This is a genomic window from Bradyrhizobium sp. 154 (assembly GCF_023073875.1).
Taxonomy (GTDB): Bacteria; Pseudomonadota; Alphaproteobacteria; order Rhizobiales; family Xanthobacteraceae; genus Bradyrhizobium.
This window is the reverse complement of the sequence record NZ_JADPKG010000056.1, coordinates 1-12,285: the sequence shown is the minus strand read 5'-3', so window position 1 is coordinate 12,285 and position 12,285 is coordinate 1. Positions and strand designations below refer to the sequence as shown.

Annotated in this window: 12 protein-coding genes; 8 read left to right on the top strand and 4 right to left on the bottom strand. The window is 65.1% G+C overall.

Features of this window, described 5'->3' with window-relative positions:
- The first annotated feature begins 41 nt into the window (after nucleotides 1-41).
- The 4 genes from IVA92_RS15155 to IVA92_RS15140 all read left to right on the top strand — a co-directional run bounded on the left by IVA92_RS15155 (nucleotide 42) and on the right by IVA92_RS15140 (nucleotide 4,484).
- Nucleotides 42-1,193 (top strand): zinc-binding dehydrogenase, encoded by a 1,152-nt coding sequence (locus tag IVA92_RS15155; protein WP_247280052.1) that lies wholly within the window; start codon nucleotides 42-44, stop codon nucleotides 1,191-1,193.
- A gap of 88 nt (nucleotides 1,194-1,281) precedes the next feature.
- The gene (locus IVA92_RS15150; protein ID WP_247280051.1) at nucleotides 1,282-1,707 is read left to right on the top strand and encodes a VOC family protein; all 426 of its coding nucleotides are present in this window, start codon (nucleotides 1,282-1,284) and stop codon (nucleotides 1,705-1,707) included.
- A 95-nt stretch (nucleotides 1,708-1,802) separates the two neighbouring features.
- Nucleotides 1,803-2,315, top strand: a complete 513-nt coding sequence (locus tag IVA92_RS15145) for a hypothetical protein (RefSeq protein ID WP_247280050.1) — start codon at nucleotides 1,803-1,805, stop codon at nucleotides 2,313-2,315.
- Nucleotides 2,316-2,531: 216 nt separating this feature from the next.
- Nucleotides 2,532-4,484 (top strand): DEAD/DEAH box helicase, encoded by a 1,953-nt coding sequence (locus IVA92_RS15140; RefSeq protein WP_247280049.1) that lies wholly within the window; start codon nucleotides 2,532-2,534, stop codon nucleotides 4,482-4,484.
- A gap of 94 nt (nucleotides 4,485-4,578) precedes the next feature.
- Here the strand turns inward: IVA92_RS15140 and IVA92_RS15135 are convergent, their stop codons facing one another.
- From IVA92_RS15135 to IVA92_RS15125, 3 genes are all read right to left on the bottom strand, one after another.
- Nucleotides 4,579-4,869: a hypothetical protein gene (locus IVA92_RS15135; RefSeq protein WP_247280048.1), complete on the bottom strand. Its 291-nt coding sequence runs from the start codon at nucleotides 4,867-4,869 to the stop codon at nucleotides 4,579-4,581.
- 151 nt (nucleotides 4,870-5,020) lie between these two features.
- Entirely contained in the window at nucleotides 5,021-6,160 is a 1,140-nt protein-coding gene (locus IVA92_RS15130; protein WP_247280047.1) for a DJ-1/PfpI family protein, read from the bottom strand.
- Nucleotides 6,161-6,306: 146 nt separating this feature from the next.
- Nucleotides 6,307-6,861, bottom strand: coding sequence for a PAS domain-containing protein (locus IVA92_RS15125; protein WP_247280046.1), 555 nt, complete (start codon nucleotides 6,859-6,861; stop codon nucleotides 6,307-6,309).
- Between the two features lie 455 nt (nucleotides 6,862-7,316).
- Between IVA92_RS15125 and IVA92_RS15120 the strand changes: the two genes are divergently transcribed.
- Together IVA92_RS15120 and IVA92_RS15115 are read left to right on the top strand one after the other, a co-directional pair.
- On the top strand, nucleotides 7,317-8,138 hold the full coding sequence (locus tag IVA92_RS15120; protein WP_247280045.1) for a rhomboid family intramembrane serine protease: 822 nt from the start codon (nucleotides 7,317-7,319) through the stop codon (nucleotides 8,136-8,138).
- Between the two features lie 247 nt (nucleotides 8,139-8,385).
- A complete protein-coding gene (locus IVA92_RS15115; RefSeq protein ID WP_247280044.1) occupies nucleotides 8,386-8,814 on the top strand; it encodes a CBS domain-containing protein in 429 nt (142 codons plus the stop codon).
- 6 nt (nucleotides 8,815-8,820) lie between these two features.
- Here the strand turns inward: IVA92_RS15115 and IVA92_RS15110 are convergent, their stop codons facing one another.
- The gene (locus tag IVA92_RS15110; protein ID WP_247280043.1) at nucleotides 8,821-9,852 is read right to left on the bottom strand and encodes a patatin-like phospholipase family protein; all 1,032 of its coding nucleotides are present in this window, start codon (nucleotides 9,850-9,852) and stop codon (nucleotides 8,821-8,823) included.
- 235 nt (nucleotides 9,853-10,087) lie between these two features.
- On the opposite strand from IVA92_RS15110, the gene IVA92_RS15105 reads away from it, so the two are divergent.
- Both IVA92_RS15105 and IVA92_RS15100 read left to right on the top strand, forming a co-directional pair.
- On the top strand, nucleotides 10,088-11,176 hold the full coding sequence (locus tag IVA92_RS15105) for a hypothetical protein (RefSeq protein WP_247280042.1): 1,089 nt from the start codon (nucleotides 10,088-10,090) through the stop codon (nucleotides 11,174-11,176).
- A 136-nt stretch (nucleotides 11,177-11,312) separates the two neighbouring features.
- Entirely contained in the window at nucleotides 11,313-11,747 is a 435-nt protein-coding gene (locus IVA92_RS15100) for a hypothetical protein (RefSeq protein ID WP_247280041.1), read from the top strand.
- Nucleotides 11,748-12,285 lie beyond the last annotated feature (538 nt).

Here is a 12,285-nt window from a genome sequence, read left to right as displayed (position 1 = left end):
GCACCAATCAATCATAACAGACGGGCAGCGAGGACACAGCCATGGAATCCATCCGCGTCTGCACCCACGCAGGACCGGGCTCGGAGCCTGTCATCCGCACCGTGCCGTGGCCGAAGGTCGGCCGCAAGGCGGCGCTGATCAAGGTCGGCGCCTGCGGGGTCTGCGGCACCGATTTGCATATTCTCAAGGGACATTGGCCGAAACCGCTGCCGTGGCCGTTCACGCTCGGCCACGAGCTCGGCGGTGTCATCGTCGAATGCGGCGACGAGTTCACCGAGGACTTCATGAGCAAGCCGCTGAAGGTCGGCTCGAAGGTGATGATCCCGCCGCTGATGCCCTGCGGCCGCTGCTATTACTGCATCCATTATCCGCAAGTCGCCAACAAGTGCCTGACGCCGGTCTATTACGGCCGCTATCTCGGCTTCGAGAAGGCGCCTCACATGTGGGGCGGCTGGGCCGAATATGTCTATGTCGATCTCGACATGCTGCCGGGCACCAAAATTTACAAGCTGCCCGACGACATGTCGCTGCGGCTGGGCGCGCTGTCCGAGCCGCTGACGTCCTGCATCCGCGCCTTCAATCGCGCGATCCGCGCCGGCGGTTTTTCCTGGGGCGATACCGTGGTGATCCAGGGCTCCGGCCCGATCGGCATTCTGGCGGTCGCAGCCGCGCAGGAGATGGGGGCAGGGCGCGTGATCTGCGTCGGCGCGCCGGAGCAGCCGCGGCTCAAGCTCGCCCGCGAATTCGGCGCGGAGGCGACCGTCAACATCGAGGAACTGAAGTCGCCGCAAGATCGCATCGCACGCGTGCGCGACATCGTCGGCGGCTTCGGCGCTGATCTCGTGATGGATTGCTCGGGACACCCCTCAGCCGGCCCCGAAGGCATCGAGATGCTGCGCGACGGCGGCACCTATGTCGAGATGGGCCAGTTCACCGACGCCGGCTCGATCGAGACCTCCTGGCACCGGATCTGCACCAAGGACCTCAACGTGCTGGGATCCTGGGGCTTCACCGGCAACGATCTGCCGCTCGGCGTCGACATGCTGTACCGGACGCGCGACAAGTATCCCTGGCTGAAGATGCAGACGATTTATCCGTTCACGGAAGCGGGCGTCGCGCAGGCGGTCCAGGACGCGATGGCGATGAAGACGGTGAAGTCGACCATCGTGCCGTGGCCGGAGCTGGTGGAGTAGGTCATGTTCCCCGTCAAGCGGGTGGCGCTTTGCGCCGACCGTTGGCGCCTTGCGGGGCTACGAGTCGGGGTTTGGAATGAATGACGAGATGACCAACGAACCGACCCTCGAACCGAACCAGCCCCGCTCGCCGTTCAGCGCCATCCGCGCGATCGACTACACCGTCATCTTCGTGCGCGACATGGCGGCGATGCGGCGCTTCTACGAAGACGTGCTCGCCTTGTCCCTGCTGCGCGAGCTTTCGCCGAGCTGGATCGAGTACGGCCTCGGCAGCAACACGCTGGCGCTGGCACGGCCGAGCCGGACCGCCGCTGATGCGCCGACGCCGCCGGGCAGCGCTTCGCTGCAACTGGCCTTCAAGGTGTCGGCAACTGAGGTCGATGCGTGCGCCGACGAACTCGTGCGGCGGGGCGTGGCGCTGCTGTCGCCGCCGACCAACCAGTCCTTCGGCCATCGCACGCTGTTCTTCCGCGACCCCGATGGAAATTTGCTTGAGATCTATGCGGAGATCTGAACCGCCCAGAAAGTTCCATCGGGAATTCGCGAACTCTTCATGCTGCGGTGAAACTTAGGCCCAAGTTCCGGCTTTCAGTTCACGGGAGAGGTGCCGTGAAGCGAATTCTGAAACCCGTCACTTACGTCCTGGCCGCCGTCTACTTCCTTGTGGACGCGGTTTTCATGGCCGTGGCGCGGCCAATTTCGCGCTGGGTCGAGCGGCACCTCCAATTCGCGCGATTGCGGGCCTGGATCAGGTCGCTGCCGCCCTATCCTTCGCTCGCCTTGTTTTCCGTACCCGTGATCATTCTGGAGCCGATCAAGCCCCTGGCAGCCTACCTTGCCGCAACTGGCCAGGTCCTGAGCGGCGCAGCGACCTTCATCATCGGCGAGCTGCTCAAGCTCGTTCTGGTCGAGCGCCTGTTCCATCTCACGCGGGACAAGCTGATGCGGATTCCGGCATTCGCCTGGACCTATGGCAAGTTTGCCGACGTGAAGGCGTGGCTGCAGGCAACCGAAGCCTGGCGCGCCGTCCGCGCCTTGACCTTTGCAGCAAGAGACATTGTTGCGCGGGCGAGGGCGAAGCTGGTCGGCAGCTTCAGCAAGCTGGCGACCTCCAGGGATTAGACGCGCGCCAAGCAATTGCCGGCTGGCAAATCCTTGCGACCTTCAGGCGCGGTTCTCTGGCAGGCCATGCATCATAGGCATGGTGATTTCAGCGCACTTGGCGTAAAGAGCGCCCAGATCACATCCGGCGTGCGGCCGGGCCGTTTGCCGCGCACGCGAGCTCAGGTCCGCCGGTTCACCGTTTGCGCGCCTGAATTAACCAAGGTTCTCCATCCCGTGTCTTTTCCGGCCCTGACCCCGCCGCTCGCCCGCGCTTTGGGCGAGCGGAACTATGATTCCCCGACTCCCGTTCAGCTCGCCGTGCTCGCGGACGAGGCCTCTGGCCGCGACCTCCTGGTCTCGGCCCAGACCGGCTCCGGCAAGACCCTGGCTTATGGCCTTGCCATGGCCAGGGACCTGCTCGGTGACGCCGAGCGGTTCGCGCAGGCCGGCGCGCCGCTCGCGCTGATCGTGGCGCCGACCCGCGAACTTGCCTTGCAGGTTCAGCGCGAGCTTGCATGGCTCTACGGGCATACGGGCGGGCGGGTCGTCTCCTGTGTTGGCGGCATGGATCCGCGCCGCGAGCAGCGCGAACTGGCCGCCGGCGCCCATATCGTCGTCGGCACGCCCGGCCGCCTCTGCGATCATTTGCGCCGAAGCCGTCTCGACATCTCGGAATTGAAGGTGGTCGTGCTCGACGAAGCCGACGAGATGCTCAATCTCGGCTTTCGCGAGGACATGGAGTTCATCCTCGAGACCACGCCTGAGGCGCGCCGCACCCTGTTGTTCTCGGCGACGTTTCCGCGCGGCATCGTCGCACTGGCCAGGCAATATCAACGCGACGCGCTCCGGATAGAGGTCGCTGGCGACGAAGGCGGCCACGCCGATATCGAGTACCGCGCGATCCGGATCGCGCCCGCCGACGTCGAGCACGCGGTCGTCAACGTGCTGCGATTCCACGAGGCGCCGAGCGCGCTGGTGTTCTGCAGCACGCGCGATGCCGTGAGGCATTTGCAGGCGGCGCTGCTCGAGCGCGGCTTCTCCGTGGTCGCCCTGTCAGGCGAATTGACCCAGAACGAACGCACCATGGCGCTGCAGTCGCTCCGGGACGGACGCTCCCGCGTCTGCGTCGCGACCGACGTCGCCGCCCGCGGTATCGACCTGCCGAGCCTCGACCTCGTCATCCATGCCGATCTGCCCAATGACGCCGAAGTCATGCAGCACCGCTCGGGCCGAACCGGACGTGCGGGACGAAAGGGCACGAGCGTCCTCCTGGTGCCGCCGGCACGACGCCGGCGTGCGGAATTGCTGCTCAATCTCTCGGGCATCGAGGCCATCTGGGGTACGGCGCCGCAGGCGGAGGAGATCCGCAAGCTCGATCACGCGCGCATGAAGGATGTGTTGTTCACCGAGGAGACGACCGCCGACGATCTGGTGCTGGCGCAGGCGTTGCTGGCCGAGCGTTCGCCCGAGGATATCGCCGCCGCGTTGGCGCGGCTCTATCGGGCACGGCTGCCCTCGCCCGAGGACATCATCGATCCCGGCGAGCGCAGCGGCAAGCCGCGCGAAGATCGCGGTCGTGACAGGTTTGAAGGTGAAGGCGGCGGCGATCGCCCCGGCAAGCCACGAGCAAAATCCGGGAAGTCCTCGTCGAAACATCGCATGGCCGAGGGCAGCGTCTGGTTCCGCGCCGCCATCGGCCGGCGCAAGAACGCGGAGGCGCGCTGGCTGCTGCCGATGATCTGCCGCCGCGGCGGCATCGACAAGGGCGACATCGGCGCCATCAAGATCATGGACACCACCACCGAGTTCGAGATTTCCGAGCGGGTCGCGGACTCCTTCGCTGCCAAGATCAAGCGTCCGGACAAGGAAGACAGCATCCGCATCGAGCCGATGGCGGACGGGCCGCAGCGGCAGGCGGCTTCGCAGGAGCGGTCATATGCGCCTAGGCGCGAGGCCGCTGACGATGATCACCGTGAGCGTCAGAGCGATCGCGCGCGCGAGGCAGGTGCATTCAAGCCGCGCAGCACGTCTCACGGCGAGCGTGGCCCGAAATTCGGCGAGGCTGCTTCTTTCGGGAAGCAAAAGAAGCATAAGAGCAAACAGGGCCACGCGGAGCCTTCGGTCATGCCGTGGCCCGTGAAGGGCGCGCCGGGGAAGAAGAAGGCGAGGAAGAAACGGCGAGGTTGAGCGTCCGCCATTCAGGTCAGGCAGCAATGATGCCGCCGGATTGCACTGGCGACATCATCTACTGGCGACATCATCTGAAGAGAGAGGCGTGAGCTCAGCGGCCACCGCTGCCCCCACCACCACCACCGCCGCCACTGCCACCGGCATCACGCATCGCGGAGCTATAGCGAGGATCGGTCTGCTTCATGTAAGTCGGCGAGGTGTCGCGATGGGTGACGACGCGTCGTCCGCCTTGATTCGGCATCTCGATCAGGCTGCCACAGCCCTCGAACAAGGCGAACTCGCAGCCGTATGTGCGGTACTGCGCGGCGTTGACACTGGTCGCGATGAACGCGGTCGCCGCAACAAAGGCAATCAAAGCAACTTTCGGCAATGTGAGTTTCATGGAAAGTCTCCAGTCTCGGTTCGGCGAGACCAGAACGGCCCGCACGGTTCTTCGACGGAGGCTGGTTGAAACTGGTTCGAGCAGGTGGGTTCACGCCCGCGTGAGTCGTGAGCGGGGAGGGACGTCACGTTGCAGCGAGATCGCGCTGAGATCAATCCAGCTTCAGATATTCCAGCTGCATCGCCACGAAGTCGGCCGTGCGCGATCCGTAGCGCGCATCGATCGCACGTAGCGTTTCATCCAGCGCCTGTGCCGGCGGCGAGGTGCCGGCTCCCGGCAGCGCCTGCTGCGCAGGCCAATCGTCCGCGATCCGGTCCGGCAGGATGCCGAGGCCTCCGCGGCTCGTGCGCGCCTCTGCCGTGGCGGCGAAGGTGAGGGCGCGTGAGCGATAGGTCCGCGACCATGCATCGGCGACCAGCGCGAGCGAGACCTCGTCGACACCTGGCGTCAGCGCTATACCGAGCTGCTCGCGGTTCCAGAAGGCGAGCGTGTTCGCGATCGCCGTCAGCGCGAAGGGGCGCGTGAAGCTGAACGCGTCGCTGCGGTGGCGCGCATCCCACGCCGCAAGGCCGATGTCGCGGGCGACCGCCTCGGCCTTGGCCCGACCGGCAATGGCCTCGATCAAGGTGAGGGCCATCGGCATGGATGCGGTGATGCCGGTGGTCGTTACGACGCCCTGGTCGACGACCAGTCTGCGGTCCGCCGTATAGCGGACCGTCGAATGCTTCTGAAGGTCGCGCACCGAATACCAATGCGTCGTGGCTCTCTTGCCGTCGAGCAGCCCGGTGTTGGCAACGACCGTGGCGCCGACGCAGACGCCGATCACGATCGCGCCCTTGCCGGCCTGGCTCCTGATCCACTGCAGGACGACTGTGTCGTCGTCGCGGCTCATCGCGGGCACGATGACGTAGTCGGCGCCGTCGGGATGCGCGGCGTCGAACTCGGCGATGGTCGCATGGGGCTGCACCCTGAGTGCGGGATAGAGCGTGACCGGTCCCGGCTGCGTCGCCAGGGTGAGGACGTCGGCGACGTCCGCCCGCGCGAGGATGCCGTAGGGCATCAGATAGTCGGTGGTCTCGCTCATGTCGTTGATGCCGACGATGGCGATCAGAGGGCGCTGTCGCTTCGGCGGTTTCAGCGCGGCCAGCGTCGCCTCGGCTTCGTCTTTGGAGATCGCAGGCGCGGTTCCCGATGCCGGCGCGCCTGGCAGCAGGAGCAGCCACGTTCCGCCGATCGCCACCAGCAATGCCACGCTGCCAAGGAGGGTCCATGCCAGAATGCGCCAGCTCATGATGATGTCACCCGCTCGTCATCTCACGCGGCGCGGAAACTATCCGGTTGGGACGACTTCGGGAATGACGCAAATCCGGCAAAAACGGTCATGCCGCGCGCGACGATCCATCGCGCGATCGGCACCTGCGCAGGAGCTTTCGAAGTCTACCGCAGCCCCTCATACACCATCAGCCCGCGTGCGATCTGCAATTTGCGGATCGCGCGCGGCAGCAGTTTCTCCGGCTGATGCAGATAGCGCCAGGAGGTGAGGGTGAAGGCACCGAGCACGCCGCATTCGTCGTCGAACGGTGCGAGCACGCCGGTCACGCTGACAGGCGTATGCGGGCGGGCATTGAAGGGCAGCAGCAGCAGCTCGAGATGCGCCTTGCTGCCGTTTTCGCGTTGAGCCGTGACGCCGGCAATCGCACCCAAGGTCTCGTCGGCGACGATCGTGGTGATCTCCTCGATCTCGCCGCGGCTGGCTTGCGTGAATAGCGCCGCAAAGCTCCGGTCCTTGAGATCGCCCCCGGCGAGCGCACAGACGCGCGTGCCGGCGACGCGGAACGGGAAGCCGAGCTTCTGCTCGCAGGACAGCACGAAGATATCGCCGAGCAGGTCGCGGACGGCGGCCGGATCGATGTCGGCCCGATCGGGCGCCCGCGCTGCGCCGCGCTTGTTGTCCCAATACGCGAAGAACTCGCGGCTCGACGGATGTTTCATGACTGACGCTTATTCGGGGGCGCAACCTCCCGGGACAAACCTGTCCCGCTTCAGTGCACCCGCGATCCCTTTCGTTGTTGTGCAGGAGGGGATCTGCAGCGTCCATGCCGCTGGGGTGTTTTCAGCTCCTCGGCGGCTGTCTTTGCGTTGTTAACGTTAAATTAACTATGCGCTTTGCACCGCCAGCCTGCCTGCTAAGGTGATCGCGGTCGCAAGCTTCGCCGCTTTCTCCAGGTTCTCGGCGAGGCCTGTACACAGGGCGTCAAACAGTTTGGTCGCGGGCCGCGGGAGGGGTGGGGATACACCTTATTCCCGGGAAGGTACCGGAAGGCCGACAACACGGACAGGGAGGGCTTTTCCCAGGGCCCTCCCATTTCCTTTTGTGCACTTGCGCAAGGCCGGCAAAGGCGACTATCTCCAAGCACCGCTCCGATCGCGCTGAAAGCGAAGCTGCCTTGGATTCCCCGCAAGACTTTCCGCCGCAAGGTTTTCAAACGGACGTGCCGGCCGTCGTTGAGGAGGCTTCGCGCGAGCCGATCCTGACGTTGCCCGCGGCGCTGACCGGCTATATCGCCCTGCTGGCGCTGATCCATCTGCGGGTGCTGCTGCCGCCGGAGATCGAAAACTGGACCATCGACGTCTTCGGCTTCATCCCGAAGCGCTACGATTCCTCGCTGCTCAATCTGCAGATTCCGGGCGGGGCGGGTGCGAAGGTCTGGACCTTCGTCACCTATTCGCTGCTGCACGCCAATTTGACCCATCTCGGCTTTAACGTGCTGTGGCTGCTGCCGTTCGGCAGCGCGCTGGCGCGGCGCTTTGGCGCCATCAGGTTCTTCGTGTTCATGGCGGTGACGGCGGCGGCCGGCGCGCTCGCCCATCTCGTCACCCATGAGCATGCGGTGGCGCCGATGATCGGCGCGTCGGCCTCGGTGTCGGGAGCGATGGCGGCGGCGATCCGCTTCGCGTTCGCCCGCGGCAGCTTCCTATCGTTCAGCCGTTCGGACGCCGATACCGCCGCAAAGGTTCCAGCGCTGCCGCTGTCGCGCGCGTTGCGCGACGGACGGGTGGTCGGCTTCCTCAGCGTTTGGTTCGGCGTCAACATCATCTTCGGCGTTGGCGCAATTGGCATCGATGCTGAGACCACGAGCGTGGCCTGGCAGGCCCATATCGGCGGTTTCTTCGCGGGGCTGCTGCTGTTTGCGCTGTTCGATCCGGTGCCGCGCATGCGAAGCGATGCTGCGGATGCGTCATCACGGGACGTCTCAGACCGTATTTGAAGCGGCGCTTGCGGCGCGGCCCGAATTCATCCATCATTCCCGAGAAGAATGTTCCGAAGCTGCAAGCTGATCGAGCATGATCCGGAAAAGCGTAGCGGTTTTCCGGCGAGATCATGCTCAGACGGTAACAAGGCAATGCTTCGCAAGGCGCCCGAGCGTGAAACCGGCGCTGAAACTGTTAGTTGAAGACTCGCGAACAAGTTCCGGATCGCCAAAGGGCGGACGGCTCCGATTCAGGGAGGCGACAATGACGGTACGTTCCATTCTCAACACCAAGGGCCACCAGATCGTGAGCGTCGAGCCCGACGCCAAGCTGTCGGCCGCGATCAAGCTGCTCGGTGAGAAGAAGATCGGCGCGGTGCTGGTGATGAACCAGAGCCGGCTCGAAGGCATCCTGTCCGAGCGCGACATCGTGCGCGTGCTCGGCGAACGCGGCGCCGGCGTGCTGGAGGAGCCGGTCACTCAGGTCATGACCCGCAAGGTGGTCACCTGCAAGGAGACCGACACAGTCGCCGAACTCATGGAGATAATGACCACAGGCAAGTTCCGCCATCTGCCCGTGATCGACAATGGCAAGGTGGTGGGCCTGATCTCGATCGGCGACATCGTCAAGCGCCGCGTCCAGGAATACGAGGCCGAGCAAGAAGCCCTGCGCGACTACATCAAGACGGCTTGAGCGGCTTTACTCGCTGATCTTGGGCGCCGCGCCTTCGGGCGGCGGCGCCAGCACGTGGATCGCTTCCTGAATGGAGTCCAACGCACGCTCGGCGGCGCGGGTGCCCAAGGCGATGAGGTCATCGGCACGGTGGAAGTCGAACCAGCCGAAATGGCCGACCCGCGGCGTGATCAGCATATCAGGTGGATCGCCGGCGAGGCGGGCGCGGGTGATGCGGTCCTGCATGATGTTGAAGGCGTCGACCATCACCGACGAAAGGCCGGGGCGGCTGCTGCTTGCGCCGAAAAACTCGCGCTTCACCGTTTTCTCAGGCGAGAAGAATCGCGGGAAGCGCCGTTTTGACGTTGTCTCCTCAGGCACGGGCACGACCGGTTCGGGCATCGCGCCGTGGGAATAGACCGTCGTCGAATAGGTGAAGATATCGCTGGAAAGATTTGCCGCGATAACGATTTCGGCGCCGAGCGCCCGTGCCGCCGAGACCGGTACCGGATTCACCAGCGCGCCGTCGACCAGCCAGCGGTCGCCGATCAGGACGGGAGAGAAGATGCCGGGCAGCGCATAGGAGGCGCGCATCGCGTCGACCACGCGCCCGCGCGTCAGCCAGATCTCGTGGCCGGTGCGGACCTCGGTGGCGACCGCCGCGAACTTGATCGGGAGATCCTCGATCAGGGTTCGGCCGCACGCTTCCTCGAGCCGGGTCGCCAGCTTCTCGCCGCCGATCAGGCCTGAGCCGTTGAGGCGGATGTCGAGATAGCCGAGGATGTTGCGCATGCCTTGCAGGCTGCGGCCCCATTCTTCCAGCGTATCGAGCTGGCCGGCCGCATAGAGGCCGCCGACCACCGCGCCGATCGAGGTGCCGACCACGACGTCGGGCGCGATGCCGTTGGCGAGCAGAGTCCGGATGATGCCGATATGGGCGAAGCCGCGCGCCGCACCGCCGCCGAGGGCAAGGCCGATGACCGGCCGGCGGATGCTGCCCAAGCCGACTTTCTCGCTATTCGAGCCGTTCGCGCCCCGACCCTTCAAGATGTCCAGCACTGAAAAACTCCCCTGGGCCAGGCCCGTATCACTAGACTAAGCACCGCACTGGCACTCCGCCAGAACCGGGGCAGAGCATGGTTTATGCCGCTTTGGGAAGGGCACAGGGCAGGAGTATGGCGATGGACGGTTGCTGCGAGACTAATCACGCAGGCGTCAACCGGGTTCCAAATGACCGTATTCCAGCGGGTTCCTGAGGCTTGAATTTGCCGCGTTTTCAGTGAAAAGCAGGGACATGACACGCGGGGGTGACGGCATCATCAGATGGCGGCGCAGCGATCGGCTGCTGCCGGCGCTGACCCTTGCGGCGTGCCTTGCGTCCTTCGGCCCGGTCTCCCTTGGCCAAAACGCGGCGCAAGCGCAGCTTTTCTCCGATCGTCCGCCGCCGGTGCCCCCTGCGTCGGTGCCGGATCCCGGCGGCGCCATCAATCTGGCACCGCCCTCGGGGGCAGGCGCCGGGCCGCTGAGCCTGCCGCCGACCCTGATGCAGCCGACTTCGCCCACCATGCCGCCGCCCGCGGTCACGACCGTGCCGCCGGCCGCGCCGCTGAATGCGGCCGTGCCCGGCCAGGGCGTGCTGTCGCTGACCGCGAAATACGGCAAGGATGCTCCGCCGATCACCAGCGGCCTGGTCTGGCGCGTATTTGCCGACCGTCCCGACGAGAACGGCACCTTCAAGCTGATCCGCGAGGACCGCAACGCCACGCCCAACATCGTGCTGCCGCCGGGCAATTACGTCGTGCACGTCGCCTTCGGCCTCGTCAGTGCGGTGCGCACCGTCAGCCTGAAAGCGGAGACCGACCGTGAATCCTTCGTGCTGCCGGCCGGGGGCTTGCGCATCGAGGGCCGCGTCGGCACCAGCCGCATTCCGCAGAACCAGATCTCGTTCGCGATCTACAAGGGCAGCCAGTTCGAATCCGGCGAGCGGGCTTCCCTGGTGCCGAACGTCGCCGCCGGCGACGTCGTGCTGATACCGGAGGGCACCTACTACATCGTCTCCAACTATGGCGATGCCAACTCTGTGGTGCGCTCCGACATCCGCGTCCAGGCCGGCAAGCTCACCGACGTCACCATCACCCACCGCGCTGCCGTGATCACGCTCAAGCTCGTCAGCGACAGGGGCGGGGAAGCGCTGGCCAACACCGCCTGGTCGGTGCTGACCCCGGGCGGCGACGTCATCAAGGAATCGATCGGCGCCTTCCCGCGCGTCGTGCTCTCCGAAGGCGAATACCGCGCCATCGCCAAGAACGAGGGCAAGGTCTACGAGCGCGGCTTCAACGTCGTGAACGGCGTCGACGGCGAAGTCGAGGTCGTCGCGCGGTGATGCTGGCGGCGATGCCCGCCGGTGGTGGTCTGGTCCGGATGCTGGGCTTCGCGCCTCGAAGATCCTCCGCTTCTCACATGGCGCACAAGCGCACCATCTTCCGTTACCTCTGCGATAGGTGAGCAGACGCTCACTGTTGCCGCTCCTGTGTTTTGAATCCATAGGCCTGCGCGGCCAAGCAGCGTCTCGAGGCGCGAAGCAACACCGCCATCAGCGCCTTATTCCCGAAGCGCGAGTTCACCGCACCGGTGGACGCTCAATTCCGATCATCAATTTTTATTCTCTTTCCATCCTGCTGGGTTATATGTCGCAGTCGGATGCGCAGATCATCGACGCCTGCGCCATCGGTAATGAGCAGGGGGCCCGGCCCGTCGGCATGTTCGAAGTGGTCCTAACAAGGCGCAAGCGGTTTGGCTGGCGATGGCAAGTGTGCGACCAGTCCGGCAAGATATTTGCGGACGGGTTCGAGCGCACGCGCCCGTCCGCCAAATATCAAGGCGAACGCGCGCTGTTCTTCCTGCTGTCGCAGGCCCATTTGAACGACCGCTCCGCCGCCTCGAGCGAGGACTAGCGGCACACCTGCGCTTTGCACTGAATTCGTAACCGGGTGAGCGGCTTGTATGCACTAGCTCGGCGAGCGAAGTCGGAAGCGACACTCGGGATGCACGGCAAGATTCCCGGATCTCGCTTCGCTCATTCGGATTACGAGACCTTGCGTTGCCCGCCGGGCGAAACACCAAGCCGTGGGTCAACGTGCGCCATCCAAAATATTCCGCTTTACCGAAATTCGGAAATCGCGTATGTGTCGCCCAAGCAAGAGGGGCGTATCGCGATCGTCACGACACGCGGGCCGGGCGGCGGTGGACGCAGGTCACATCGGCGCGAAGGGCTTCGCAGGGCGGAGAGCCGTGAGCGAGGACCTCGCGCACTCGACCGGTGTGATCGGCGTACGGCGAAATCGTGTGGTCCTGGCGCCCGGGGTCTGTGCGCCAAGTCTTGCGGTGATGTGAGCGGCCCAACCGGACCGCGGCATCAGCCATCGGCAAGGCGACGGGGGCAATAGTGCATCGCTCCCCGGGGAGCAACTGTGTTGAAGTAGACCGGTGATC

Bases quoted from the DNA above. Each gene is read 5' to 3' on its own strand.
- IVA92_RS15155 (WP_247280052.1), top strand. From the start codon at position 42: ATGGAATCCATCCGCGTCTGCACCCACGCAGGACCGGGCTCGGAGCCT.
- IVA92_RS15150 (WP_247280051.1), top strand. From the start codon at position 1,282: ATGACCAACGAACCGACCCTCGAACCGAACCAGCCCCGCTCGCCGTTC.
- IVA92_RS15135 (WP_247280048.1), bottom strand. From the start codon at position 4,869: ATGAAACTCACATTGCCGAAAGTTGCTTTGATTGCCTTTGTTGCGGCG.
- IVA92_RS15130 (WP_247280047.1), bottom strand. From the start codon at position 6,160: ATGAGCTGGCGCATTCTGGCATGGACCCTCCTTGGCAGCGTGGCATTG.
- IVA92_RS15125 (WP_247280046.1), bottom strand. From the start codon at position 6,861: ATGAAACATCCGTCGAGCCGCGAGTTCTTCGCGTATTGGGACAACAAG.
- IVA92_RS15115 (WP_247280044.1), top strand. From the start codon at position 8,386: ATGACGGTACGTTCCATTCTCAACACCAAGGGCCACCAGATCGTGAGC.
- IVA92_RS15105 (WP_247280042.1), top strand. From the start codon at position 10,088: ATGACACGCGGGGGTGACGGCATCATCAGATGGCGGCGCAGCGATCGG.